This is a genomic window from Acidovorax sp. (assembly GCF_046339755.1).
Taxonomy (GTDB): Bacteria; Pseudomonadota; Gammaproteobacteria; order Burkholderiales; family Burkholderiaceae_C; genus Acidovorax.
In genome coordinates, this window is the sequence record NZ_JBKDTZ010000093.1 from 1 (window position 1) to 26,382 (window position 26,382).

Below are 26,382 nucleotides of genomic sequence, written 5' to 3' on the forward strand. Positions count from 1 at the left end.
ACCAGGCAGAACTCGCGCAGCGAGCCCAGGTCGCGGTTCTCCACAATGGCCAGCGTGGCCGTGCTGTCGGCCTGGGTGAGGTGCAGCGTGATGTCGTCGGCCAGCAGCCCGTGGTGGCGGCACCAGCGCTTGAGCGCCACCCCCAGGTCGGGCGAGCTGATGGAGGCGCGCGCCAGCATGCCGTAGCTGCCCCAGGGCAGGCGCCGGCCGAACCAGCCCAGGGCCTCGTCGTCGAGCTCGCGCATGGCCGCGCCCGAGATCTCCTCCATCTGCCAGGCGGTGATGCGGGCACCCTCGTCGAACAGCAGGCCGGGCGCACTCTGTGCCTGGGCCAGGGCCCAGGCGGGGTTCATGCCGCGGCGCCTGTAAGCGAGTGCAATCGCCTGCACGAAGGCGATGGGGGTGGCGGCTGGCGCGGCTTTGGGGGCGGGCAAGCCCTCGGGGGCCGCAAGGGCGGGGGATTTCACGGGTGCCAGTGTGCCCGAGGTGTGGCACGATTTGCAACCTTTGTGTCAAGCAGGGGCCGTGGCAGGCTCCTATGCTTGCATACCGTCCCGCCATTCACTCACTTGAGCGGGAGCGCGACACGCAAGGAGACAAGACCATGGGTGCAGCCCTGCCTTCCACCGCCCCGCTGACCACCAGCCTGGCCGTCGGCGCGACCGACGTGCCCCTGATCGAGCAGACCCTGGGCGACTTCTTCGACGCCATGGTGGCGCGCCAGCCCGAGCGCGAGGCGCTGGTCAGCGTGCACCAGGGCCGCCGCTACACCTACCGCAGCCTGCAGGCCGAGGCGCGCCGCCTGGCCAGTGCCCTGCTGGGCCTGGGCCTGGTACCCGGCGACCGCGTGGGCATCTGGTCGCACAACAATGCCGAGTGGGTGCTGATGCAACTGGCCACGGCGCAGGTGGGCCTGGTGCTGGTCAACATCAACCCGGCCTACCGCACCTCGGAGGTGGAGTACGCGCTGAACAAGGTGGGCTGCCGGCTGCTGGTGAGCATGGCGCGCTTCAAGACCAGCGACTACCTGGGCATGCTGCGCGAGCTGGCGCCCGAGTGGCAGCGCCAGGAGCCGGGTCGCCTGGGCGCGCTGAAACTGCCGCACCTACAGACCGTGGTGTGGATCGACGAGCCCGGCCAGGGCGCTGACGAGCCGGGCCTGCTGCGCTTTTCGGACCTGCTGGCGCGCGGCAATGCGGCCGATGCGCGCGTGGCCGAGGTGGCCGCGGGGCTCAAGGCCACCGACCCCATCAACATCCAGTTCACGAGCGGCACCACGGGCTTCCCCAAGGGCGCCACGCTCACGCACCGCAACATCCTGAACAACGGCTTCTTCATCGGCGAGTGCATGCGCCTCACGCCCGAAGACCGGCTGTGCATCCCCGTGCCGCTGTACCACTGCTTCGGCATGGTGCTGGGCAACCTGGCCTGCATCACACATGGTGCCACCATCGTCTACCCCAACGACGGGTTCGACCCGCTCACGGTGCTGCAGACCGTGCAGGACGAGCGCTGCACCGGCCTGCACGGCGTGCCCACCATGTTCATCGCCGAGCTGGACCACCCGCGTTTTGCCGAGTTCGACCTGTCCACCTTGCGCACCGGCATCATGGCCGGCTCGCCCTGTCCCACCGAGGTGATGAAGCGCGTGGTCGAGCAGATGCACCTGTCCGAGATCACCATCGCCTACGGCATGACCGAGACCAGCCCCGTGAGCTGCCAGAGCAGCACCGGCACGCCCTTGGCCAAGCGTGTCTCCACCGTCGGCCAGGTGCAGCCGCACCTGGACGTGAAGATTGTCAACCCCGAGCCCGGCGAGACCGTGCCCGTGGGTGAGCGCGGCGAGTTCTGCACGCGCGGCTACTCGGTCATGCACGGCTACTGGGGCGACGAGGCCAAGACCCGCGAGGCCATCGACGCCGACGGCTGGATGCACACCGGCGACCTGGCCACCATGGACGCCGAGGGCTACGTGAACATCGTCGGCCGCATCAAGGACATGGTGATCCGCGGCGGCGAGAACATCTACCCGCGCGAGATCGAGGAATTCCTTTACCGCCACCCGCAGGTACAGGACGTGCAGGTGGTGGGCGTGCCCGATGCCAAATACGGCGAGGAGCTGTGCGCCTGGATCGTGGCCAAGCCCGGCCAGCAGCTGACCGAGGAGGCCGTGCGCGCCTTCTGCAAGGGCCAGATCGCCCACTACAAGGTGCCGCGCTACATCCGCTTCGTCACGGGTTTCCCGATGACGGTGACCGGCAAGATCCAGAAGTTCAGGATCCGCGACGAGATGAAGGACCAGCTGGGCCTGGCCGAAGAAAAGACTGCTTGAAAGAGATCCGCTGCATGACCATCCTAGACACCCAATTGAACCCCCGTTCGGCCGACTTCCTGGCCAACGCGGCCGCCATGCGCACCCTGGTCGATGACCTGCACAGCCACCTCGACAAGGTGGCCCAGGGCGGCGGCGAGGCTGCGCGCGCCAAGCACACGGCGCGCGGCAAGCTGCTGCCGCGCGAGCGCGTGCAGATGCTGCTGGACCCGGGCACGCCCTTCCTGGAGCTGGCGCCCCTGGCCGCGCTCAACATGTACAACAACGACGCACCCAGCGCCGGTCTGATCGCCGGCATCGGCCGCGTGAGCGGCGTGGACTGCATGGTCGTGTGCAACGACGCCACGGTGAAGGGCGGCACCTACTACCCGCTGACCGTGAAGAAGCACCTGCGCGCGCAGGAAGTCGCGCAGCAGAACCACCTGACCTGCATCTACCTGGTGGACTCGGGCGGCGCCAACCTGCCCAACCAGGACGAGGTCTTCCCGGATCGCGACCACTTCGGCCGCATCTTCTTCAACCAGGCCAACATGTCAGCCCAGGGTATCCCGCAAATCGCCGTCGTCATGGGTTCGTGCACCGCTGGCGGCGCCTACGTGCCGGCCATGAGCGACGAGTCCATCATCGTCAAGAACCAGGGCACCATCTTCCTGGGCGGCCCGCCGCTGGTGAAGGCCGCCACGGGCGAGGTCGTCACGGCCGAGGATCTGGGCGGCGGCGACGTGCACACCCGCCTGTCGGGCGTGGCCGACCACCTGGCGCAGAACGACCTGCATGCCCTGCAGCTGGCGCGCAATGCGGTGCGCAACCTCAACAAGGCCAAGGCCGCATCGCCGGCCGACAGCGTGCCGCTGCCGCCGAAGTTCGCGGGTGAAGAGCTCTACGGGGTGATCCCGGTGGACCCGCGCAAGCCCTTCGACGTGCGCGAGATCATCGCGCGCAGCGTGGACGGCAGCGAGTTCGACGAGTTCAAGGCGCGCTACGGCACCACGCTGGTCACGGGCTTTGCGCGCATCGAGGGCATGGCCGTGGGCATCATCGCCAACAACGGCATCCTGTTCAGCGAGTCGGCCCTGAAGGGCGCGCACTTCATCGAGCTGTGCTGCCAGCGCAAGATCCCGCTGGTCTTCCTGCAGAACATCACCGGCTTCATGGTCGGCCGCAAGTACGAGAACGAGGGCATTGCGCGCAATGGCGCCAAGATGGTCACGGCCGTGGCCACGGCCAGCGTGCCCAAGTTCACCATCATCATCGGCGGCAGCTTCGGCGCCGGCAATTACGGCATGTGTGGCCGTGCCTACAGCCCGCGCTTCCTGTGGATGTGGCCCAATGCGCGCATCAGCGTCATGGGCGGGGAGCAGGCGGCCGGCGTGCTCGCCACCGTCAAGCGCGATGGCATCGAGGGCAAGGGCGGCCAGTGGAGCGCCGACGAGGAAGAAGCCTTCAAGGCCCCCATCCGCCGGCAGTACGAAGACCAGGGCCACCCCTACTACGCCACCGCGCGCCTGTGGGACGATGGCGTGATCGACCCGGCCGATACGCGCCGCGTGCTGGCGCTGGGCCTGGCGGCCACGCGCAACGCGCCCATCGAAGACACCAAGTTCGGCCTCTTTCGGATGTAAGGACCGGTCGCTATGGCAACGAACAATCTCTCCATCAGCTATGACGGCGCGGTGGCGCGCATCACGCTCACGCAGCCCGAGATCCGCAACGCCTTCAGCGACGAGGTCATCGCCGAGATCACCGCCGCCTTCAACGATGTGGGCGCGCGCACCGATGTGCGCGCCGTGGTCCTGGCGGCCGAGGGCCCGGCCTTCTGTGCGGGCGCCAACCTCAACTGGATGCGCCGCATGGCCGACTACACGCGCGACGAGAACGTGGCCGATGCCGGCAAGCTCGCCGAGATGCTGCGCGTGATCTACGAGTGCCCCAAACCCACCATCGCGCGCGTGCAGGGCGATGTGTATGCGGGCGGCGTGGGCCTGGTGGCCGCCTGCGACATGGCGGTGGCGGTGGACACGGCGGGCTTCTGCCTGAGCGAGGTCAAGCTGGGCCTGATCCCCGCGACCATCAGCCCCTATGTGATCCGCGCCATGGGTGCGCGCGCGGCGCACCGCTACTTTCTCACCGCCGAGCGCTTCTCGGCCGCCGAGGCCTTGCGCATCGGCTTCGTGCACGAGGTGGTGGCGGCCGACCCGGCCTTCGTGGCATTGGATGCCAAGGTGGCCGAGCTGCTCAAGGCGCTCACCAGCGCCAGCCCCGCGGCCGTGCGTGCCTGTAAGAAGCTGGTGATCGACGTGGCCGAGCGCGAGATCGACGCCGGCCTGATCGACGCCACGGTGCAGGGCATCGCCGACATCCGCGCCAGCGAGGAAGGCCGCGAAGGCGTGCAGTCCTTTTTGCAAAAGCGCAAGCCGGCCTGGCTGGCGGGCTGACCCTACTACCCACAGGACTCCCCATGGACGCACTCTGGCTCAGCATCGTTCAGTGGCTTCACACCATCGGCCTGCACGTCGATGCCGGCACGGCCCGCGACGTGGCTGGCGGCGTGGCCCGTGCCACCCAGCAGCTCGACATGCCCGGTCTGCTGGCACTGGCCGCCGCCCTGGGCTGGGCCAGCGGCGTGCGCCTGTATGCCGTGGTGTTCATGGTCGGCGCCATGGGCTGGGCCGGCTGGATGCCGTTGCCCCCGGGCCTGGCGGTGCTGCAAAGCCCGATGGTGCTGGCGGTCAGCGGCTGCATGCTGGTGGTGGAGTTCTTTGCCGACAAGGTGCCCTGGTTCGACAGCCTGTGGGATGCCGTGCATGCCTTCATCCGCGTACCTGCGGGCGCGCTGTTGGCCGCCGGGGTGTTTGGTGCCGATAGCGCCACCATGGGGCTGGTCGGCGGGCTGATGGGCGGCTCGCTTGCGGCCACCTCGCTGGCCACCAAGATGACGGCGCGCGCCGCGGCCAACACCTCGCCCGAGCCGTTCTCGAACTGGGGCCTGTCCTTCCTGGAGGACGGGCTGGTGGTGGGCATGGTCTGGCTGGCCACCCAGTACCCGGTGGCCTTCGGCATCACCTTGGCAGTGGTGTTGCTGGTCTCCGCGCTGTTGCTGGTGGTGCTCTTCAAGTTTCTGCGCGCCGTGCTGCGGCGTGTGTCTTCTCTTTTTTCGGCTCCCGCGAAGGCGGTTTGAAACCCTATGTTTAACAAGATTCTGATTGCCAATCGCGGTGAAAGCAGCCGCGCAGCGGATGTTTCTGCAAATTGCGTGGCACGCGCAGCGTGCGCAGGCGATCTCGCCGCAGGAGTGCGCCATGTTTAAAAAGATCCTGATCGCCAACCGCGGCGAGATCGCCTGCCGGGTCGCTGCCACTGCCCGCCGCATGGGGGTGAAGACCGTGGCGGTGTACTCGGACGCCGATGCGGGCGCCAAGCATGTGGCCGTGTGCGATGAGGCCGTGCACATCGGCGGTAGTGCGCCCAAGGAAAGCTACCTGCAATGGCAGCGCATCATCGACGCGGCCAAGGCCACGGGCGCGCAGGCCGTGCACCCTGGCTATGGCTTTCTGAGCGAGAACGAGGAATTCGCCCAGGCCTGCGCCGATGCGGGGCTGGTGTTCATCGGCCCGCCACCCTCGGCCATCCAGGCCATGGGGCTCAAGGCCGAGTCCAAGCAGCTCATGGAGAAGGCCGGCGTGCCCCTGGTGCCCGGCTACCACGGCGCCGACCAGGACCCGGTCCTGCTGCAGCGCGAGGCCGACCGCATCGGCTACCCCGTGCTCATCAAGGCCAGCGCGGGTGGCGGCGGCAAGGGCATGCGCGCCGTGGAGTCGGCGGCCGAGTTCGCCGACGCCCTGGCCTCGTGCCAGCGCGAGGCCATCAACAGCTTCGGCGACGATGCGGTGCTGATCGAAAAGTACGTGCAGCGCCCGCGCCACATCGAGATCCAGGTGTTCGGCGATACCCAGGGCAACTACGTCTACCTGTTCGAGCGCGACTGCTCGGTGCAGCGCCGCCACCAGAAGGTGCTGGAAGAAGCGCCGGCCCCGGGCATGACCGAGGCCATGCGCCAGCAGATGGGCAACGCCGCCGTGGCCGCAGCGCGTGCCGTGAACTATGTGGGCGCCGGCACGGTGGAGTTCATCGTCGAGCAGCGGGCCGACGGCAGCATGAACTTCTTCTTCATGGAGATGAACACCCGCCTGCAGGTGGAACACCCCGTGACCGAGGCCATCACCGGCCAGGACCTGGTGGAGTGGCAGCTGCGCGTGGCATCGGGCGAGCCGCTGCCGCTGGCGCAGGACCAGTTGCGCATCACCGGCCATGCCATCGAGGCGCGCATCTGCGCCGAGAACCCCGACAACAACTTCCTGCCCGCCACGGGCGCGCTGCATGTGTACGGGCTGCCCGCCCATGTGGCTTTCGAGCGTGGCACGGTGCGCGTGGACTCGGGCGTGCGCCAGGGCGATGCCATCAGCCCCTTCTACGACTCCATGGTGGCCAAGCTCATCGTGCATGGCGATACGCGCGAGCAGGCCCTGGCACGGCTCGACGAAGCCCTGGCCCAGACCCATATCGTGGGGCTGGCCACCAATGTGCAGTTCCTGCGCCGCGTGGCGCGCACGGATTCGTTCGCCAAGGCGCAGCTCGACACGGCGCTGATACCGCGCGAGCAGGCCGTGCTGTTCAAGCGGGAAGACGTGGGCCTGCCCCTGGCGGCTGCGAGTGCCGTGGCACAGACCCTGCTGCACGAGCGCGCCGAGCAAGGTGCCGACCCGTTCAGCCGCCGAGACGGCTTCCACTCGCACGGCCTGGTGCAGCGCCGCTTCGAGTTCGAGTTCGGCGGTGAGCATGTCAAGGCCTGGCTGACCTATGGCCGCGGCGGCAGCCTGGATCTGGCCGTGGGCGAGGGCGATGCCCGCGTCGCCGGCCCGCTGGTGTTCACTGCAGTGGGCGATGCCATGGACCTGCAGTTCGCCGGCCAGCGCACGCGCGCCAGCGTCTACGCCCAGGGCGAGATGGACCATGTGTTCACGCCCGCAGGGGCCACGCAGATCGTGGCCATCGACCTGCTGGCCCATGCGGGCGAAGCGGCGGCCGAGGGAGGGCGCCTCACGGCCCCCATGCCGGGCAAGGTGGTGTCCTTCGCGGTCAAGGCCGGCGACAAGGTCGCCAAGGGCCAAGCCCTGGCCGTGATGGAGGCCATGAAGATGGAGCACACGATTGCCGCGCCCGCCGATGGCGTGGTGCAGGAACTGCTCTATGCGCCGGGCGACCAGGTGACCGAAGGGGCCGAGCTGCTCAAGCTGGCCGCTGCGGCGGCGTAACCGCACGCGGACGTGGGTTGCCAGGGCGCGGTACGCTTGCAGGCTATGAACATCACTTTTTGCTGTACCGATACCAAGGCCGAGCCCTGGCTCCAGGGCCTGCAGACCGCTTTGCCCGAGGCCACCATTGCCGTCTGGCAGCCAGGCGCGCCCCAGGCCGACTATGCCGTCGTCTGGGCGCCGCCCCAGCAGTTTGTGGACGAGCAACCGGCGCTCCAGGCGCTGTTCAACATCGGTGCGGGCGTGGATGCGCTGCTCATGCTGCGCCTGCCGCCCGGCATGCGCGTGGTGCGCCTGGACGATGCGGGCATGGCCGTGCAGATGGCCGAGTACGTGTGCCATGCCGTGATCCGCCACTTCCGCGAGTTCGATGCCTACGAAGCGGACATGCAGGCCGGCCGCTGGGGCTACCGCAAGCCGCGCCTGCGCAGCGAGTTCCCGGTCGGCGTGATGGGGCTGGGCGTGCTTGGCGAACGGGTGGCGCGGGCGCTCACGCAGTTCGACTTTCCGGTCAACGGCTGGAGCCGTTCGCCCAAGGCCCTCGACGGTGTGCGCGGGTTCAGCGGTACCCAGGGGTTCCACGATTTCCTGGGCGCGAGCCGCGTGCTGGTCAACCTGCTGCCGCTGACGCCGGATACCCAGGACATCATGAACCGCGAAAGTCTTTCGCGCTTGCAACCGGGCGCCTATGTGGTCAACGTGGCGCGCGGGGCCCACCTGGTGGAAGAAGACCTGCTGGCCCTGATAGCCAGCGGCCATGTGGCCGGCGCCACGCTGGACGTGTTCCGCAAGGAACCCCTGCCAGCGGGCCATCCCTTCTGGAACCACCCGCGCATCGTGGCCACGCCGCACACCTCGGCGCGCACGCTGCGGGAGGAGAGCATTGCACAGATCGCACGCAAGATGCTCGCGCTGCAGCGTGGCGAGGCGGTGGCGGGCATTGTGGACCCCATACGCGGATATTGAGATTCTTTCGGAGACATTCCCCATGAGCAGCAGCATCCCTTCCCGAGTCAAGCTGGTTGATGTGGGCCCGCGCGACGGCCTGCAGAACGAGAAATCCCCCGTGCCCGCCGAGGTCAAGATCGGCCTGGTGCACCGCCTGCAGGACGCGGGGTTGAAGAACATCGAGGTCACGAGCTATGTCTCGCCCAAGTGGGTGCCGCAGATGGCGGACAACCACGAGGTCATGGAAGGCATTGCGCGCCAGGCAGGCATCGTCTACTCGGTGCTCACACCCAACCTCAAGGGCTATGAGGCCGCGGTGATCGACCGGCCCGACGAGATCGTGGTCTTCGGCTCGGCCAGCGAAGCCTTCAGCCAGAAGAACATCAACTGCTCCATTGCCGAGAGCATCGAGCGTTTCGCCCCGGTGGTGGAGGCCGCGCGCGCGGCCGGCATCCATGTGCGCGGGGCCATGAGCTGCACCGTGGGTTGCCCCTACGAGGGCGAGATCGCGCCCGAGCGCGTGGCCTACCTGGCCGGGCTGATGAAGGGCATCGGCGTGCAGCACGTGGGCGTGGCCGACACCATCGGCGTGGGTACGCCGCGCAAGGTGCAGCGTGCCATGGAGGCCACCTTGCAGCACTACGGCATCGACGATGTGTCCGGCCACTTCCACGATACCTATGGCCAGGCCCTGGCCAACACCCTGGCCACGCTGGAGATGGGCGTGTGGCAGTACGACACCTCGGTCGCGGGGCTGGGCGGCTGCCCGTACGCGAAGGGCGCCACGGGCAACGTGGCCACCGAGGACGTGGTCTACATGCTGCACGGCATGGGCATCGACACGGGCATCGACCTCGACAAGCTCATCGATGCAGGGGCCTACATCAGCGATTTTCTGGTCCGCAAGCCCAATTCGCGCGCGGCCAATGCCCTCCTAACCAAGCGCGCTGGCTGAATGCCAGGGCCCGGAAGGCCCGACAATGGTGGGAACAGCGGGCGGCACGGTGCCGCCCCACCATGACCAGTGCGGGAACCTTGGATATGTGCGGAGCGGAACTGAAGAACTTGCCGGAAGGCGTGCAACGGGTGGCAGCGGCGCTGCAGGCGCAGGGCCATCCCCACATGCCGCAGATGCTCGATGATGCGGCGCGCACCGCGCAGCAGGCGGCCGATGCGCTGGGCATCCTCGTAGGCCAGGTGGCCAAGAGCATCATCTTCCGGCGCAAGAGCGACGACGTGGCCGTGCTCGTGGTGACCTCGGGCGACCGGCGCGTGGACGAGAAGAAGGTCGAGGCCCATGTGGGCAAGGTCGGCCGCGCCGATGCCGAGTTCGTCAAGGCGCGCACCGGCTTTTCCATCGGCGGCGTGTCGCCGCTGGCGCATGCCACGCCGCCGGTCACGCTGATCGACCGCGACCTCATGCGCTTCGACGTGGTCTGGGCCGCGGCCGGGCACCCGCACAGCGTGTTCCCCCTGCACCCGAACGACCTTGCGCGCCTGACCGGCGCGCCCGTGGTGGACGTGGTGCAGGAGCCTGCACCGCCTGCTGCCGCATGAACCCGGTCGAGCTGCTGGCCGAACGTGCGCGCCAGATCGGTGCGGCCGGGCACTTCGATGCCTGCAGCGCCGAGCCCGTGCCCTCGCCCTGCATCTCGGTGTGCCGCATGTCGGCCAACCGCAGCCACTGCGAGGGCTGCTTTCGCACGCTAGACGACATCCGCGTCTGGAGCAGCGCTGACAGCGCCGTGCGCCGCGCCATCTGGGCGCAGCTGCTGCAGCGCGCAGGCATCATCGTCCACCCCGAGGCATCGCCATGAAACGCATCACCTTCTACCTGGACTTCATCTCACCCTATGCCTGGCTGGCCTTCGAGCGCCTGCCCGAGGTGCTAGAAGGGCTGAGCTACAGCGTGGCCTACAAGCCTGTGCTGCTGGGTGCCCTGCTGGCCCAGCATGCCAACCCGGGCCCCGCCGGCATCGCGCCCAAGCGCGACTGGACCTACCGCCATGTGACCTGGCTCGGCCAGGCCCACGGCATCGGCCTGCAGATGCCGGCGCGCCACCCCTTCAACCCGCTGCCGCTGCTGCGCCAGGCGCTGGCCTGCAGCGATGATGGCCACATCAACCGCTACGTGGCCGGCACCGTGCTGCGCCATGTCTGGCAGGGCGGCGAGGATGCGCTCGATGCCGGGCGCATGGCCGCCCTGGCAGTGGCACTGGCCGAGCAGCAGCGCCCCGGCCAGGACATTGCCAGCGAAGGTCCCAAGGCGCTGCTGCGCGCCAACACCGAGGCCGCGCAGGCGGCGGGCGTGTTCGGCGTGCCCGCCTTCGAGGTGGATGGCAAGTTGTTCTGGGGGCTCGACGGCCTGCCCATGCTGCGCGCCTACCTCGATGGCGATGCCTGGTTCGATGGGCCTGGCTGGGATGGGGTAAGCGCTGTGCCATCTGGCCTCGCAGCCAAGGGCTGATGGCGGTGCGGTGGCTGGTGGCTTCCTGACAACGCGCCCGCCCGCCTGCTGGGGTAAATACTGCCCTCCGCAGCGACCTTCCCGCATCCTGAAAGCGATCGCAAGGGTTTCACCCTAAGTTGTCAGAGCGCGGTCAGTTTGGTGAAAGGCCGTGTTGGTTTCGCGTCAGAGCGTGGTCAGTGCCATCTCCAAGAATGTGGGCAGCCGCACCAGAGGGCGGTCTGACACATCACACAGGAGACAAACCATGGCAACCCATCCCGCACCGCGGCCGATGACCGCCGAAGAAAAGAAGGTCATCTTCGCTTCGTCGCTCGGTACCGTTTTCGAGTGGTACGACTTTTATCTGTACGGCTCGCTGGCAGCCATCATTGCCAAGCAGTTCTTCAGCGGTCTGGATGCGGGCGCGGCCTTCATCTTCGCGCTGCTGGCGTTTGCCGCGGGCTTCCTGGTGCGGCCTTTCGGTGCCATCGTGTTCGGCCGCCTGGGCGACATGATCGGACGCAAGTACACCTTTCTGGTCACCATCCTGATCATGGGCCTGGCGACCTTCATCGTCGGCCTGCTGCCCAGCTACGCCACCATCGGCGTGGCGGCGCCCATCATCCTGATCGCCCTGCGCATGCTGCAGGGCCTTGCGCTCGGCGGTGAGTACGGCGGTGCCGCCACCTACGTGGCCGAGCATGCCCCGCACGGCAAGCGCGGTGCCTACACCTCCTGGATCCAGACCACGGCCACGCTGGGCCTGTTCCTGAGCCTGCTGGTGATCCTGGGCGTGCGCCTGAGCCTGGGCGAGGCCGTGTTCCAGGACTGGGGCTGGCGCATTCCGTTCCTGGTGTCCATCCTGCTGCTGGGCATCTCGGTGTGGATCCGCCTGTCGCTGTCCGAATCGCCGGCCTTCCAGAAGATGAAGGCCGAGGGCAAGACCTCCAAGTCGCCCCTGTCCGAGTCCTTCGGCCAGTGGAAGAACCTGAAGATCGTGATCCTGGCGCTGATCGGCCTGACCGCCGGCCAGGCCGTGGTCTGGTACTCGGGCCAGTTCTATGCGCTGTTCTTCCTGACGCAGCAGCTCAAGGTGGACAACACCACCGCCAACCTGCTGATCGCCGCCGCCCTGCTGCTGGGTACGCCCTTCTTCGTGGTGTTCGGTGTCCTTTCGGACAAGGTCGGCCGCAAGCCCATCATCATGGCCGGCTGCCTGCTGGCCGTGGTGACCTACTTCCCCGTGTTCAAGGCGCTGACCGAAGCCGCCAACCCCGACCTGGCAAAGGCCCAGGCCACGGCCGGCGTGGTGGTGACGGCCGACCCGGCGTCGTGCTCCTTCCAGGGCAATCCGGTGGCGCGTGAGATCGACTTCCGTACCTCCTGCGACATCGCCAAGCGCTACCTGGTGCAGAACTCGGTGAGCTACGACAACGTGGCCGGCCCCGCAGGCTCGCCCGCCGTGGTCAAGATCGGCAACAAGACGGTCGAGGCCCCCACCGGCAATGTGGTGAACCTCAAGTTCGACGAAGCGTCTGCCAAGGCCATTGCCGCCTTCAAGAAGGAAGTGTCCGAAGACCTGAAGGTCGCCGGCTACCCCGCCAAGGCCGACCCCGCCAAGACCAACAAGGTCCTGACCGTGGTGCTGCTGTTCTGGCTGGTGCTGCTGGTGACCATGGTGTACGGCCCCATTGCCGCCATGCTGGTGGAAATGTTCCCGACCCGCATCCGCTACACCTCGATGAGCCTGCCCTACCACATCGGCAACGGCTGGTTCGGCGGCCTGCTGCCGACCACGGCCTTCGCCATCGTGGCCCAGACCGGCAACATGTACAACGGCCTGTGGTACCCCATCATCATCGCGGGCATGACCCTGGTGATCGGCACGCTCTTCATCCGCGAGACCAAGGACGTGGACATCTACGCCAACGACTGACGATCACGGCAACTGCGACCAGTGCCCGCCTCCCCCGGGGTGGGCACTGTGTTCCAGAAAGAGGCCTCGCAGCGCCATGCGGAGCTGCGAGGCCTCTTTGTTGAACAAGCAAGCAATCAATCACCCCCAAAAATTCAGGAGATATGAGCCATGTGGAAGATCGTTGTCGGATTCGTACTGTTCGCGGCCCTGTCGCTGTTCGTCATCATGAAGGCAGGTGACAAGGTGGACATGGGCGGCGAGCAGCACGGCGGCGATTCCCTGCATGTGCCCGCCGCACCCGCTTCGGGCGCCAGCGCAGCGCATTGACCCCGACTGTCGAAGAGGTGTGCCCCTAGCGCCGCCGTGCAAGGGCCGCCCCGGCGCGGGGGCGGCGTCCGCCCGGACTCGCCTAGCGCCTCAGGGGGCTACCGCTTGAATCGCCCGTCGGTGCCGATGATGGAGAGGTCCGAGAAATCCAGGCCCGAGTGGTCGGTGGCGCTGAAGGACAGCGTCAGGCCGCCCATGTCCCAGTTGCGGATGCCTTCCAGGCCCGCATGCAGCTTGGCGCGGTCGGGCTTGGGGCCGGCGCGTTTGAGGCCTTCGACCAGCACCTTGGCACTCACGAAGCCTTCAACCATGGCGGGCGTGAGGTCGGCGACACCCCCGGCCTTGGCCAGGTCCATGGCTTCCTTGATGAGCGCATAGTTCAGCGAGCGCTCGGAGGGGAAGACCTGTGTCACCACCACGCCGCGTGCGCTGTCGCCCAGGGCCTTGACGAATCCGCCCGAGGCGTTGTTGGACAGGGTCACGATCTGCCCGGTGACGCCCGCGGCGCGCAGCGCCTTGATGCCATCGACCACGGCCGCGCCGGTGCCGATGAAGATCACCGCCTGCGGCTGCTTTTGCGCCACGCGCGGGGCGATGGCGGAGTAGTCGGGCTTGGCGCGGTCGAACTTCTCGACGAACAGGGCGTCGATGTTGTTCGCCTTGAAGCCGGATTGCGCGCCCGCCAGGCCGTCGGCGCCGAAGGTGTCGTCCACGTGCACCACGCCGATCTGCTTGATGCCCAGGGTGTTGAGGTGGGTGATGGCCTTTTCCACCTCGCGCTGGTAGGTGGCGCGCACGTTGAACACGTATTTCAGCACCGGCTTGTGCAGCACCATGGCGCCGGTCGATGGCCCCACCAGGGCCACGCCATGCTGCTCCAGCACCGGCACGATGCCCTGGGTGTGGGGCGTGCCGCGCGTCATGAACAGGCCGATCACGCCCTTCTGCTCGATCAGGGTGCGCGTGTTCTCCAGCGTGAGCTTGGGGTCGAACTTGTCATCGAGCGTGATGACTTCGACCTTCTGCCCGCCAACGCCTCCGCGCGCATTGATGTGGTCGATGTAGAGCGATGCGCCCTTCATGGACTCCTGCACCGTGGCGGCGGCCGATCCGGTCACGCCCACCGTCTGGCCGATCAGGATCTGCGCCTGCACGGCGCCACCTATGGCCAGTAGGACGAGGGCGGCACTGGCGGTGAGGGAGTGGATGGCGGCAACGTGCTTCATGCGGACCCTGTCGAAGGTGGTTGGCAGTGTGGGGCGAAGGTGTGACAAATGGTAGCCAGAAATGGGCGATGGGCGCCACCCCTGTAGACGTGTTTACCGGCGGAATTTGCCGTCGGTGCCGACGATGGACAGGTCGGCGAAGTCCAGGCCCGTGTGGTCGTCGGGGCCGTAGCTCAGCTCCAGCCCGCCCAGGTCGAACTTCTTGATGCCCTCCAGCGCCACCTGGATCTTCTCGCGCGTGGGCTTGGGGCCGGCGCGCCGCAGGCCTTCGACCAGCACCTTGGCGGCGGCAAAGCCTTCGAGCATGGCGGGGCTGATCTCGGCCACGCCCTTGGCCTTGGCCAGTTCTTGCGCCTCCTTGACCATGCCGTAGGTCACGGCACGCTCATTGGGGTAGACCTGGGTCACGATCACGCCGCGCGCATTGGCGCCCAGGCTCTTGATGAAGCCGCCCGAGGCGTTGTTGGACAAGGTCACGATCTGCGCGCCCGAGCCCGCGGCACGCAGTGCGTTGCCGGCATCCACCACGGCCGAGCCCGAGGCGACCATCAGCACGGCCTGCGCCTGGGCCTTGGCGACCTTGGCGGCGATGGGCGCAAAGTCGGGCTTGGCGCGGTCGAACTTTTCCAGCACCACCGCGGTCAGCTTGCTGGCGGCCAGGCCCTTCTGGGCGCCCGCCACGCCATCGGCGCCGAAGCTGTCGTCCGCATACATCACCGCGATGCGGGTGATGCCCATGGAGGCCAGGTGGGTCATGGCCTTTTCGGCTTCGCGCTGGTAGGTGGCACGCACGTTGAAGATGTTCTTGCGCACCGGCTGGTGCAGCACCATGGCCCCCGTCGAGGGGCCCACCAGGGCCACGCCGTGCTTGTCCAGCAGCGGAATCATGGCTTCGGTATGGGGTGTGCCACGCGTGAGAAACATGGCCAGCACGTTCTTGTCCTCGATCAGCACGCGTGCGTTCTCGCCCGCCAGCTTGGGGTCGAATTTGTCGTCCATGGAGATGAGTTCGATCTTCTGGCCGTTGACGCCTCCCTTGGCATTGACGGCATCGATGAACAGCTTGGCGCCATCCGAAGTCTCCTTCACGCCGGCGGCCACCTGGCCCGAGTAGCCTGCCGTCTGCCCGATCAGGATCTGGGCATGGCCCGTGCCGCACAGTGCAGCCGCCAGGGCGGCCGCAGTCCCCCATTGTTTCCATGTGCTGTTCATGGTTGTCTCCTTGAATTATCTGGTTACTCTAAACAGATGTTCCTTCTTTGCGAACCGGCATAACCCGACGCGGTGACAGGACTTGTCAGCAGGGCGCTTTCAGGGGCTATTGAGGCGTGGCCAGACGAGGTGGGTGGCGGTGCCTAGAATGTCCCGCCTCACCTCGAAAGACTGCTTCCATGACCCAGGGACTGATCCGTATCCGCGGCGCACGCCAGCACAACCTCAAGAACCTGGATCTGGACATCCGCACCGGGGAACTCACGGTGGTCACGGGCCCCAGCGGCTCGGGCAAGTCCAGCCTGGTGTTCGACACGCTGTATGCCGAAGGCCAGCGCCGCTACGTGGAGACCTTCAGCGCCTATGCGCGCCAGTTCCTGGACCGAATGGACAAGCCGGCCGTGGACAAGGTCGAGGGCGTGCCGCCGGCCATCGCCATCGACCAGACCAACCCGGTGCGCAGCTCGCGCTCCACCGTGGGCACGATGACCGAGCTCAACGACCACCTGAAGCTGCTGTTCGCGCGCGCCGGCCAACTGTTCGACCGCGAGACCGCCCAGCCGGTGCGCCACGACAGCCCTGAGACCATCTACGCCGAGCTGCAGCGCCGCTGCGCCGCGGGCGGTGATCCGCGCATCGTGCTCACCTTCCCCGTGGAGCTGCCCGCCAACACCTCGGCCGAGCAGATCGAGCAGTGGCTGTCGGCCAGCGGCTTCACCAAGGTGCAGGCCGAGCGCGAGGTGGCCACGCCCACCGGCCCGCGCAAGCTGCTGGACGTGGTGGCCGACCGCTTCCGCCTGGGCAATGCCGAGAAGGCGCGCGTGATCGAGGCCATCGAGGTGGCCCTGAAGCGCGGCACCGGCCGGCTCAACGTCTACCGCCTGGGCGATGCGCCTGAGGCCGAACCCGAGCTGTGGCGCTTTTCCACCGGCCTGCACTGCCCGGACAGCGACCTGCGCTACAGCGAGCCCATCCCCTCGATGTTCTCGTTCAACTCCGCCGTGGGCGCCTGCGAGACCTGCCGGGGCTTTGGCCGCGTGATCGGGGTGGACTACGGCCTGGTGATCCCCAACGACAAGCTGACCCTGCGCGCCGGCGCGATCAAGACCATCCAGACCCCGGCCTGGAAGGAGGCGCAGGACGACCTCATGCGCCATGCCGAAACCGCCGGCATCCCGCGCGACACGCCCTGGAACAAGCTCACCGAGGACCAGAAGAAATGGGTCATCGGCGGCGCTCCCGGCTACAAGGAGGGGCAGTGGAGCAAGCAGTGGTACGGCATCAAGCGCTTTTTCGAGTACCTGGAGAGCAAGGCCTACAAGATGCACATCCGCGTGCTGCTGTCCAAGTACCGCAGCTACACGCCGTGCCCCACCTGTGCCGGCGCACGCCTCAAGACCGAGAGCCTGCAGTGGCGCATCGGCAGCAAGGACGCGGCCGACGCGGTGCTCGAACCCGGCCAGCGCTTCATGCCCGAAGGCGTGCAGTGGAGCCGCGCCCAGCTCGAGGCCTTGCCCGGCCTGTGCCTGCACGACCTGATGCTGCTGCCCATCGACCGGCTGCGGCGCTTTTTCGACCGCATGGACTTCGTGGCCGAGGGCGCCCAGGGCAATGGGGGTGAAACCCAGGCCCTGAAGCTGCTGTTCGAGGAGATCACCACGCGCCTGAAATACCTGTGCGACGTGGGCATCGGCTACCTCACGCTGGACCGGCAGAGCCGCACCCTGAGCGGCGGCGAGGTGCAGCGCATCAACCTGACCACGGCGCTGGGCACCTCGCTGGTGAACACCCTGTTCGTGCTCGACGAGCCCAGCATCGGCCTGCACCCGCGCGACATGCACCGCATCACCGAGGCCATGCTGCGCCTGCGCGATGCGGGCAACACCCTGGTGGTGGTGGAGCACGACCCGGCCGTGATGCTGGCGGCCGACCGCATGATCGACATGGGCCCTGGCCCTGGTCGCCTGGGCGGGCAGATCGTGTTCGATGGCACCACGGCCGACCTGCGCCATGCCGACACGTTGACCGGCGCCTACCTCAGCGGGCGCAAGCACGTGGGCTTCGGCTTCAAGCGCATGGTGACCGAGGCCACGCCGCGCCTGGTCCTCGAAGGCGCGCGCGAGCACAACCTCAAGGACGTGTCGGTGGAGTTCCCGCTGCAGCGCCTGGTGACTGTGACCGGGGTCAGCGGCTCGGGCAAGTCGAGCCTGATCCAGGACGTGCTGGCCCCCGCGCTGCTGCGCCACTTCGGCAAGGCCACGGATTCGCCGGGCCTGCACGACCGCATGCTGGGCGCCGACCACTTGTCGGACGTAGTGTTCGTGGACCAGTCGCCGATCGGCAAGACGGCGCGCTCCAACCCGGTGAGCTATGTGGGCGCGTGGGACAGCATCCGCGAACTCTTCGCCGTGGCACCGCTGGCCAAGCAGCGCAGCTACACCGCGGCCAAGTTCAGCTTCAACAGCGGCGACGGGCGCTGCCCGACCTGCGGCGGCTCGGGCTTCGAGCATGTGGAGATGCAGTTCCTGTCCGACGTGTACCTGCGCTGCCCCGACTGCGACGGCAAGCGCTACCGCCCCGAGATCCTGGAGATCACCATCGAGCGCGGCGGCCGCATGCTCAACGTGGCCGACGTGCTGGCCCTCACGGTGGCCGAGGCGGCCGACCTGTTCGCCAGCGACCGCGACGTGATCCGTGCGCTGCAGCCCATCGTGGACGTGGGGCTCGAGTACGTGGCCCTGGGCCAGCCCGTGCCCACGCTCTCGGGTGGCGAGGCGCAGCGCCTCAAGCTCGCGGGCTTTCTGGCCGAGGCCGCGCGCACGGCGGCCAAGTCGCGCCAGTCCGTGGCGCGCAAGGGCACGCTGTTCCTGTTCGATGAACCTACCACGGGCCTGCACTTCGACGACATCGCCAAGCTCATGCGCGCGTTGCGCAAGCTCATCGATGCGGGGCATTCGCTGATCGTGATCGAACACAACCTGGACGTGATCCGCGCCAGCGACTGGCTCATCGATCTGGGCCCCGAAGGCGGCGATGGCGGCGGCCTGGTGGTGGCCGAAGGCACGCCCGAGGACGTGCGCCAGCACGCCACCTCGCACACCGGCCAGGCGCTGCGCGACTATGAGCTGGCGCTGGGCGAGGGCGGCCATTCGGTGCACGAAAAGGCGGCCACCCTGCGCCGCAAGCAGCGCCTGGCGCACGCCGGCCAGGCCGATGTGGCCAAGAACGCCATCGAGATCGTCAACGCCAAGGAGCACAACCTCAAGAACCTGAGCGTGGACATTCCGCGCGGCCGCTTCAACGTGGTGACCGGCGTCAGCGGTTCGGGCAAGTCCACGCTGGCCTTCGACATTCTGTTCAACGAAGGGCAGCGCCGCTACCTCGAATCGCTCAACGCCTATGCGCGCAGCATCGTGCAGCCTGCGGGCCGGCCCGAGGTGGATGCCGTCTACGGCATACCGCCCACTGTGGCCATCGAGCAGCGCCTGTCGCGCGGCGGGCGCAAGTCCACCGTGGGCACGACCACCGAGGTCTGGCACTTCCTGCGCCTGCTCTACGTCAAGCTCGGCACGCAGCACTGCGTGAAAGAAGGCGCCGCCGTGCAGCCGCAGACGCCCGAGAGCATTGCCGCGCAGCTCCTGCGCAACTTCCGTGGCCAGCACATCGGCCTGCTCGCGCCGCTGGTGATGAACCGCAAGGGCGTGTACACCGAACTGGCCGATTGGGCGCGCCCGCGCGGCTATACGCACCTGCGGGTGGATGGCAACTTTTTGCCGACCACGGGCTTCCCGCGCATCGACCGCTTCAAGGAGCACACCATCGAGCTGCCCGTGGCCAGCATCGACGTGTCGCCCGAGGGCGAGGCGCTGCTGCGCGAATCCCTGGCCCAGGCGCTGACCCACGGCAAGGGCGTGGTGCATGTGCTCAGCAGCCTTGGGGGCCTGCGCGAGGCCATGCTGGCCGGCAAGCCCACCTCGGCCATTGGCACGCTGCAGGCCTTTTCGACCAAGCGCGCCTGCCCGGTATGTGCGACTTCGTATGCCGAACTCGACCCGCGCCTGTTCAGCTACAACAGCAAGCATGGCTGGTGCCCCGACTGCGTGGGCACGGGCGTCAAGCTCACCAAGGACCAGCGCAAGGTCTTCGACGACTCCGTGCAGGACGACAACGAGAAGGGCCGCGAGCAGACCTTTGCCGAGCCCGAGGTCGACGACCTGGCCGACACCGCCTGCCCCAGCTGCCAGGGCACGCGCCTGAACCCCGTGGCGCGCGCCGTGCGCTTTGCGGGCGTGGCCATCACCGACATCGCGGCCCTCTCGGTCACGGACGTGCGCCGCTGGGTCGAGACCCTGCAGCTTGAAGGCGGCATGACGGCGCGCGAGGCCGACATCGCGCGCGATCTGGTGCCCGAGATCAAGAGCCGGCTCGAATTCCTCGAAGAGGTGGGCCTGGGCTACCTCACGCTGGACCGTGGCGCGCCCACGCTCTCGGGCGGCGAAGCCCAGCGCATCCGCCTGGCGGCGCAGCTGGGCAGCAACCTGCAGGGTGTGTGCTACGTGCTCGACGAGCCCACCATCGGCCTGCATGCGCGCGACAACCAGATTCTGCTCAACGCCCTGCACAAGCTGGGCGACAAGGGCAACACCCTGGTGGTGGTGGAGCACGACGAGGACACCATCCGCCGTGCCGACCACATCATCGACATCGGTCCGAGCGCCGGCAAGCGCGGCGGCCGCCTGGTGGCGCAGGGCAGCGTGGCCGACCTCACTGCCACGGAAGATTCGCAGACCGGCCGCTACCTGCTGCACGCCATGAAGCACCCGCTGCAGCTGCGCCGCAGCATGCAGCCGGGCGAAATCAGTGCCGAGGACCTGGCCCTGGCCGAGCCCGCAGCGGCCCCTGCGGGCCGCCAGAGTGCCGCAGTGAAGAAGCGAGCCGCCGCCGCTGCCGCACTCACCGCCGAGGCCCTGGCCGAAGCCAAGGCCCGCGCCGCCATGCGCTGGCTCACCGTGTATGGCGCCCACCTGCACAACCTGCAGGACGTGACGGCCACCGTGCCGCTGCACCGCCTGGTGGCGGTCACGGGCGTGAGCGGATCGGGCAAGTCCACGCTGGCGCGCGACGTGCTGCTGCACAACGTGCAGGCCTGGGTGCAGCAGCGCTCCACCAAGGCCGGGCGCGATGCCATGGACGCGGGCAAGGCGCCGCCGCTGGTGGGCTGCACGGGCCTGGCGGGCTTCGAGTCCATCGACCGCGTGCTCGAAGTGGACCAGACGCCCATCGGCAAGACGCCGCGCTCCTGCCCCGCCACCTACATCGGCTTCTGGGACACCATCCGCAAGCTGTTTGCCGAGACGCTGGAAGCCAAGGCGCGCGGCTATGCGGCCGGGCGCTTCAGCTTCAACACCGGTGAAGGCCGCTGCACGACCTGTGAAGGCCAGGGCATCCGCACCCTCGCCCTGAGCTTCCTGCCCGACGTGAAGGTGCCTTGCGAGGCCTGCCACGGCGCGCGTTTCAACCCCGAGACGCTGGCCGTGACCTGGCGCGGCAAGAGCATCGGCGACGTGCTGCAGATGGAGGTGGACGAGGCCGTGGACTTCTTCGCCTCCATGCCCTCCATCGCGCACCCGCTGCAGCTGCTCAAGGATGTGGGCCTGGGCTACCTCACGCTGGGACAGCCCTCACCAACCCTTTCGGGCGGCGAGGCGCAGCGCATCAAGCTCGTGACCGAACTCACCAAGGTGCGCGACGAGGTGGGCCGCCGCGGCCAGAAGGTGCCGCACACGCTCTATGTGCTCGATGAGCCCACCGTGGGCCTGCACATGGCCGATGTGGACAAGCTCATCCGCGTGCTGCACCGCCTGGTCGACGGCGGCCACAGCGTGGTGGTGATCGAGCACGACCTGGACGTGATCGCCGAGGCCGACTGGATCATCGACCTGGGGCCTGAGGGGGGCAACGGAGGCGGTCGCATCGTGGCCGCTGCACCGCCCGAAGAGGTGGTGAAGCTGGGTACGCACACCGGGGTGGCGCTGGCGCCGGTGCTGGCGCGCTGAAGGGCAGGGGACAGGAAAGCCCGCTCTGTACGGCAGGCAGGGCGGGGACAGGGGGCAGGCGAGGCAGCCCACGAGGGGGTTGGGAAACGTCCTACGGAAGGCGCGGAACTCGGCGCACGCGGCGGAGAAGGGCAAAAACCTACTCTTCGTTTCATGGGTTACGGCGAAAAGGCGCCAAGCCCGAAAGCCCTGATCCACCCTTCAACCAACCCGCACACTGCCATGACCTCACATCCCAAAACCCTGATTGCCCTGGCCCTCGTATCGGTACTGCTCACTGCCTGCGGCGGTGGTGGCGGTGGCGGCGGTAGCGGCAGTTTCAGCAGCACCAGCGCCAATGAAGTCGCCCTGGCGGCCGATCCCGATCCCAGCACCGAGCCCGGCGTTCTGACGGTCACGGATGCAACCATCCCCAGCCTGAACGGCGTGTATGGCAACGGCCAACTCACGCTGACCGAGGTGTACTACCAGGAAGCCATGGGCAACAAGCCTGCTACCTGCGCCTACAAGTTCATGGGTGCCGACAAGGTGGACGCTACCGCCACGGCTGCCGCGACCACCGATACGGTGGTGGACGTGAACACCACGCCCGTTTCCATCGTCGGCGCCTCCACCACGCAGGCCGCTGTGGTGGGCAACATCACGGCCCCGGTCTCGCTTACCGGCGTGGCCCCTGCGGCAGGAGCCCAGGGCGTTCCCACCGCCTTTGGCAAGATCACCTACCGCCCCTCGGCCATGGGCCTGGATGTCGTCTTCCTGACCTTCAACGGCAAGGAGTACGCCAGCCTGGACTCGGTGGACACCCTGGTTGACCGCAGCGGCAACTTGGTGCGCTTCACCAGCAAGACCATGGGCGCTACCGACGGCTCCACCAATACCCTGAAGCTGACAGCCATCATTCCCCTGCACGCCACCCGCAATGCCAACTGCTGACCTGCCGCCGGGTGCAGGCAGGCCCTGCGCAGCCGGTTCCTGGCCCGCCTTCCATTGGAGCGCGGGCCTTCTCTTTTTGCGGGCGACGCGGGTGGGGGCCCCTGTAGGCGCGGATCCTACGTGCAGCAGGGGTGTTGGCGCACGCCGCTGGCGGGAACCCCCTCCTACGATGCGCTGACCTCCACACAACAAAGAATCTGCACGCCATGAACTCCCTTCTCAAGACCTGTTCTGCCATTGCTGCCGCCAGCGCGCTGCTCGTGGCCTGCGGTGGGGGCAACAACGACGACCCCACGCCCAGCAGCGAACCCGGCGTGCTCACGGTGACGAATGCCACCCTGCCCGGGCTCAACGGTGTGTACGGCAACGGTGCGCTCAACCTCACCGAGGTAGACAAGAAGAACCCCATCGGCTCCGTGCCCGAGCTGTGCACCTTCCGCTTCGATGGCGCGAACAAGGTGGGTTCGAGCGAAACGGCCTTTGGCGATGTGCGCTACCGCCCGGATGCCACGGGCCTGCACCAGATTTTCGTGACCTTTGCCGGCAAGGAATACAGCAACGGCGACACGGTGGACACGGTGGTCGCACGTGACAGCAACCAGGTGCGCCTGACCAGCAAGACCCTCTCGGCCACCGATGGCTCTCCCAACACCCTCCGGGTCAGCGGCGTGATCCCCATGCGCCCCGGCCGCCCTTTGGGCTGCTGACGCCGCCTTCGCTCCCTTTTTGTTTCCCCCCTCGGCCGGCGAGTCCCCTCCAACCGGTCCTTGACCCCGTGCATCCAGCCGATGGACGGGGTCTCTTTTTTCGGGCGGCGCCCTTCACAATGGAGTGCCTGGTTTCCTGCCATTCCCATGCCGCCTTCCTCCCCTTCGTCGCACCAGGTGGTGTTGCTGCACCCCGAGGCCCCGCCCAAGCCTGCGCTGGGCGCGCCTTGCAATGGCTGCGGACTGTGCTGCCTGGCCGAGCCCTGCCCGGTGGGCGTGCTTGTGTCGCGCCGGCGCACGGGGGCCTGCAACGCCTTGCGTTGGAGCGATGGCGAGGGCCGCTACCTGTGCGGCATGGTGGTGGACCCGGGCGGGGTGACCGGCATCCGCAACCCCTGGCTGGTGCGCGCCGTCGGCGCCTGGGCGCGGCGTTCGATTGCCGCCGGGGTCGGGTGCGATGCACAGCTGGATGCACAAGCCCCGCCGCGCTGAGGGCGCGTCAGCCTCTGCGCGCCAGGTGGATGCCCGCGAGCATGCAGCGGACCGCTCCCCCTGCCAGCTCGATGGTGGGAACGGCCAGGGGGAGCAGGCTGGCGCGCCTGGGCTGTTTGCGACTGGAGGGCATTGTCGCTTGCCGTCTCGGGGTTGGGGTGAAAGCGGTGCGGGCGCACCATGACGACGGCGGCAGGGGCTGGGGCGGAGGGCTGGGGCATGGAGATGGGCCGGGAGTGAAGAAGAGGCCTGGACATTCTCGAAAAAGTCCGCGCTACAGAAAAGCCATCAGCCTGGTCAAAATGCGCTGAAAATTGGCAATTTGCCAACTACCCGATTCACCATGGGCAGCCTTGACGACACCGACCGCCAGATCATCGGCATCCTGCGCACCGATGCGCGCACCCCCGTGGCCCTGCTCGCGCAGAAGCTGCGCGTGTCGCGCGGCACGGTGCAGAACCGCCTGCGCAAGATGGAGGAAAGCGGTGTCATCACCGGCTACACCCTGCGCCTGCGCCCCGATTCGGAGCCCCAGCGCATCCGTGCCTGGATGAGCATTGCCGTGGAGGGCAATGCCGCGCCCGAGGTCATCCGCGCCCTGCGCGGCGAGCCGGCCGTGGACACGCTGCACAGCACCAATGGCCGTTGGGACATCGTGGCCGAGGTGCGGGCCGAAAGCCTGGAGGCTTTCGACATGGCGCTGGGTCGTATCCGCCTGACGCCCGGCATCGCCAACACCGAGACCAGCATCCTGCTCTCTACCTACAAGGCTTGAGCACGCCTTGTAGGACGAAGGTGCCTCATGCGCGACAGTGGCTAGGGAGTTTCCTGCATGTGGCGCGGGGCGGTACTGAAGTCCAATGGGCGGATATTTGTCTTTGAAGGATCCCCAATGCAACGTCGCCGCCAGATCATCCAGTGGGGTGCTGCCGCCGTGGCCGCACCGGCCAGCCTGCTGGCCCAAGCCCAGAGCATTCCGAACAAGCCGATCAAGCTCGTGATCGCCTTCCCAGCCGGTGGGCCCACCGACATCACCATGCGCTCGCTGGCCGACAACGCGGGCAAGATCCTGGGCCAGCCCGTCATCGTGGAGAACAAGCCCGGCGCTGGCGGCACGCTGCCTGCGCAGCAGCTGCAGTCGTCCCCGCCCGATGGTTACACCGTCGCGCAGATTCCGCTGGGCGTGTTCCGCCTGCCCTACACCACCAAGATCAGCTGGGATCCGGTCAAGGACATCGCCTACGTGCTCAACGTGACCGGCTATGCCTTTGGCCTGGTGGTGCCCGCCGATTCGCCGCTCAAGACCTGGACGCACTTCGTGGCCTGGGCCAAGGCCAACCCCGGCAAGCTCAGCTACGGCTCCACCGGCACCATGACCAGCCCGCACCTGACCATGGAACTCATCGCCCAACAGCTGGGGCTGGAGCTGCTGCACGTGCCCTACAAGGGCAGTGCCGACCTGATGCAGTCCATCCTGGGTGGGCAGATCATGGCCGCGGCCGACTCCACGGGCTTTGCCCCGCAGGTCGAGGCCGGCAAGCTGCGCGTGCTCAACACCTGGGGCGCGGAGCGCCTGGCCAAGTTCCCCGATGCACCTACCCTGAAGGAACTGGGGCTCAACCTGGTGCAGAACTCGCCCTTCGGCATCGGCGCGCCCAAGGGCACGCCCGATGCGGTGGTCAAGCGCCTGCACGATGCTTTCAAGAAGGCCATGGAGCAGGAGAGCTACAAGACCGCCCTGGCGCGCTACGACATGGTGCCCATGTACATGAGCACCTCCGCCTACCAGAAGTTCGCGCAGGACACCTATGCGCGCGAGAAGGCACTGGTCGAGAAGCTGGGGCTGGCCAAGCCCTCCTGACCCGAAGGCGGTGGCTCCGGCCTCTTTTCTGCGCCCTTAGCGCAGAAAGGGTCAGAGCCAGCCGGCCTTGCGGAACCGGTAGTACAGGAAGCCGCACGCAGCGCCGATGGCGGCCAGGGCCGCCACGTAACCATAGCGCCACTTGAGCTCGGGCATGTGCTCGAAGTTCATGCCCCAGATGCCCGCGAAGGTGCACGCCATGAAATTTCCCCGCACCCCTTTCGCCATCGCCCTGCTGACCGCTTTCCCCTTGCTGGCGAGTGCCCAGCTGACCGGCAACGTGACCCTGACCACCAACTACCAGTTCCGTGGCCAGGACCAGGACGCCTCCAAGGCCCGGGCTGTCAAGCCCGCGATCCAGGGCGGCTTCGACTACGCCTTCGGCGGGTCCGGTTTCTAGAACCTGCCCCAGGCCTTTTTGCAGCCGCGTTGGAGTGCAATCGGGATGAGTGGATGCTTCGGGTGCGCCGCATGGGCTCATGCCCATGCAAGCAGCCGGGGCGTCCAATCGCCCGATTTCACTCCAACCCGAAGGGCAAGTGCCTTTTGCCTTCGGCGAAACCTTCGGTTTTCGGGCGTTCTGCGGCGTTGCGGCGCTTGCCAATAGCC

General features: G+C 67.6%; 21 protein-coding genes and 3 pseudogenes. 19 read left to right on the forward strand and 5 right to left on the reverse strand.

Annotated elements, in window-relative coordinates; translation table 11 throughout:
* Window positions 1-467 (reverse strand): AraC family transcriptional regulator ligand-binding domain-containing protein (locus ACK59X_RS07465; protein WP_409956259.1); only part of this gene is annotated, 467 nt, incomplete at its 3' end.
* Between the two features lie 137 nt (window positions 468-604).
* On the opposite strand from ACK59X_RS07465, the gene ACK59X_RS07470 reads away from it, so the two are divergent.
* From ACK59X_RS07470 to ACK59X_RS07525, 12 genes are all read left to right on the forward strand, one after another.
* Window positions 605-2,332 (forward strand): AMP-binding protein, encoded by a 1,728-nt coding sequence (locus tag ACK59X_RS07470; protein WP_409956260.1) that lies wholly within the window; start codon window positions 605-607, stop codon window positions 2,330-2,332.
* Between the two features lie 14 nt (window positions 2,333-2,346).
* Window positions 2,347-3,954, forward strand: coding sequence for a carboxyl transferase domain-containing protein (locus ACK59X_RS07475; protein WP_409956261.1), 1,608 nt, complete (start codon window positions 2,347-2,349; stop codon window positions 3,952-3,954).
* 12 nt (window positions 3,955-3,966) lie between these two features.
* The gene (locus tag ACK59X_RS07480; RefSeq protein WP_409956262.1) at window positions 3,967-4,767 is read left to right on the forward strand and encodes an enoyl-CoA hydratase/isomerase family protein; all 801 of its coding nucleotides are present in this window, start codon (window positions 3,967-3,969) and stop codon (window positions 4,765-4,767) included.
* Window positions 4,768-4,790: 23 nt separating this feature from the next.
* A complete protein-coding gene (locus tag ACK59X_RS07485; RefSeq protein ID WP_409956263.1) occupies window positions 4,791-5,510 on the forward strand; it encodes a DUF4126 domain-containing protein in 720 nt (239 codons plus the stop codon).
* A gap of 121 nt (window positions 5,511-5,631) precedes the next feature.
* Window positions 5,632-7,644 carry an acetyl-CoA carboxylase biotin carboxylase subunit gene (locus ACK59X_RS07490; RefSeq protein WP_409956264.1) on the forward strand — a complete coding sequence of 671 codons (2,013 nt, stop codon included), beginning with the start codon at window positions 5,632-5,634 and terminating at the stop codon, window positions 7,642-7,644.
* A gap of 45 nt (window positions 7,645-7,689) precedes the next feature.
* Window positions 7,690-8,610 (forward strand): 2-hydroxyacid dehydrogenase, encoded by a 921-nt coding sequence (locus tag ACK59X_RS07495; protein ID WP_409956265.1) that lies wholly within the window; start codon window positions 7,690-7,692, stop codon window positions 8,608-8,610.
* Between the two features lie 22 nt (window positions 8,611-8,632).
* Window positions 8,633-9,547, forward strand: coding sequence for a hydroxymethylglutaryl-CoA lyase (locus tag ACK59X_RS07500; RefSeq protein WP_409956266.1), 915 nt, complete (start codon window positions 8,633-8,635; stop codon window positions 9,545-9,547).
* An 86-nt stretch (window positions 9,548-9,633) separates the two neighbouring features.
* Window positions 9,634-10,149, forward strand: coding sequence for a YbaK/EbsC family protein (locus tag ACK59X_RS07505; protein WP_409956278.1), 516 nt, complete (start codon window positions 9,634-9,636; stop codon window positions 10,147-10,149).
* Window positions 10,146-10,409 carry a DUF1289 domain-containing protein gene (locus ACK59X_RS07510; protein WP_409956267.1) on the forward strand — a complete coding sequence of 88 codons (264 nt, stop codon included), beginning with the start codon at window positions 10,146-10,148 and terminating at the stop codon, window positions 10,407-10,409. The genes ACK59X_RS07505 and ACK59X_RS07510 overlap by 4 nt, the downstream gene beginning before the upstream one ends.
* Window positions 10,406-11,059 carry a 2-hydroxychromene-2-carboxylate isomerase gene (locus tag ACK59X_RS07515; RefSeq protein ID WP_409956268.1) on the forward strand — a complete coding sequence of 218 codons (654 nt, stop codon included), beginning with the start codon at window positions 10,406-10,408 and terminating at the stop codon, window positions 11,057-11,059. Before ACK59X_RS07510 ends, ACK59X_RS07515 begins: the two co-directional genes overlap by 4 nt.
* Window positions 11,060-11,306: 247 nt before the next feature.
* Window positions 11,307-12,977 carry an MFS transporter gene (locus ACK59X_RS07520; protein WP_409956269.1) on the forward strand — a complete coding sequence of 557 codons (1,671 nt, stop codon included), beginning with the start codon at window positions 11,307-11,309 and terminating at the stop codon, window positions 12,975-12,977.
* Between the two features lie 150 nt (window positions 12,978-13,127).
* A complete protein-coding gene (locus ACK59X_RS07525) occupies window positions 13,128-13,286 on the forward strand; it encodes a hypothetical protein (RefSeq protein WP_007858372.1) in 159 nt (52 codons plus the stop codon).
* Window positions 13,287-13,384: 98 nt separating this feature from the next.
* Here the strand turns inward: ACK59X_RS07525 and ACK59X_RS07530 are convergent, their stop codons facing one another.
* Together ACK59X_RS07530 and ACK59X_RS07535 are read right to left on the reverse strand one after the other, a co-directional pair.
* Window positions 13,385-14,512, reverse strand: coding sequence for an ABC transporter substrate-binding protein (locus ACK59X_RS07530; RefSeq protein WP_409956270.1), 1,128 nt, complete (start codon window positions 14,510-14,512; stop codon window positions 13,385-13,387).
* A 93-nt stretch (window positions 14,513-14,605) separates the two neighbouring features.
* Window positions 14,606-15,724 (reverse strand): ABC transporter substrate-binding protein, encoded by a 1,119-nt coding sequence (locus tag ACK59X_RS07535; RefSeq protein WP_409956271.1) that lies wholly within the window; start codon window positions 15,722-15,724, stop codon window positions 14,606-14,608.
* 179 nt (window positions 15,725-15,903) lie between these two features.
* Here ACK59X_RS07535 and uvrA point away from each other — a divergent pair, with 179 nt between their 5' ends.
* The 4 genes from uvrA to ACK59X_RS07555 all read left to right on the forward strand — a co-directional run bounded on the left by uvrA (window position 15,904) and on the right by ACK59X_RS07555 (window position 23,912).
* On the forward strand, window positions 15,904-21,780 hold the full coding sequence (gene uvrA / locus ACK59X_RS07540) for an excinuclease ABC subunit UvrA (protein WP_409956272.1): 5,877 nt from the start codon (window positions 15,904-15,906) through the stop codon (window positions 21,778-21,780).
* A gap of 222 nt (window positions 21,781-22,002) precedes the next feature.
* Window positions 22,003-22,713 (forward strand): hypothetical protein, encoded by a 711-nt coding sequence (locus ACK59X_RS07545; RefSeq protein ID WP_409956273.1) that lies wholly within the window; start codon window positions 22,003-22,005, stop codon window positions 22,711-22,713.
* Between the two features lie 206 nt (window positions 22,714-22,919).
* Window positions 22,920-23,420 carry a hypothetical protein gene (locus ACK59X_RS07550; protein ID WP_409956274.1) on the forward strand — a complete coding sequence of 167 codons (501 nt, stop codon included), beginning with the start codon at window positions 22,920-22,922 and terminating at the stop codon, window positions 23,418-23,420.
* Between the two features lie 147 nt (window positions 23,421-23,567).
* Window positions 23,568-23,912: a hypothetical protein gene (locus tag ACK59X_RS07555; RefSeq protein WP_409956275.1), complete on the forward strand. Its 345-nt coding sequence runs from the start codon at window positions 23,568-23,570 to the stop codon at window positions 23,910-23,912.
* A 7-nt stretch (window positions 23,913-23,919) separates the two neighbouring features.
* On the opposite strand, the pseudogene ACK59X_RS07560 reads toward ACK59X_RS07555, so the two are convergent.
* A pseudogene (locus ACK59X_RS07560) lies at window positions 23,920-24,021 on the reverse strand (arginine deiminase-related protein); the annotation flags it as partial.
* A 234-nt stretch (window positions 24,022-24,255) separates the two neighbouring features.
* On the opposite strand from ACK59X_RS07560, the gene ACK59X_RS07565 reads away from it, so the two are divergent.
* Together ACK59X_RS07565 and ACK59X_RS07570 are read left to right on the forward strand one after the other, a co-directional pair.
* A complete protein-coding gene (locus ACK59X_RS07565) occupies window positions 24,256-24,687 on the forward strand; it encodes an Lrp/AsnC family transcriptional regulator (protein WP_409956276.1) in 432 nt (143 codons plus the stop codon).
* A gap of 117 nt (window positions 24,688-24,804) precedes the next feature.
* On the forward strand, window positions 24,805-25,773 hold the full coding sequence (locus ACK59X_RS07570; RefSeq protein ID WP_409956277.1) for a tripartite tricarboxylate transporter substrate binding protein: 969 nt from the start codon (window positions 24,805-24,807) through the stop codon (window positions 25,771-25,773).
* A 51-nt stretch (window positions 25,774-25,824) separates the two neighbouring features.
* Here the strand turns inward: ACK59X_RS07570 and ACK59X_RS07575 are convergent.
* Window positions 25,825-25,977: pseudogene (locus ACK59X_RS07575) on the reverse strand (CorA family divalent cation transporter); the annotation flags it as partial.
* On the opposite strand from ACK59X_RS07575, the pseudogene ACK59X_RS07580 reads away from it, so the two are divergent.
* Window positions 25,973-26,170: pseudogene (locus ACK59X_RS07580) on the forward strand (TorF family putative porin); the annotation flags it as partial. The pseudogenes ACK59X_RS07575 and ACK59X_RS07580 overlap by 5 nt on opposite strands.
* Window positions 26,171-26,382: the final 212 nt, after the last annotated feature.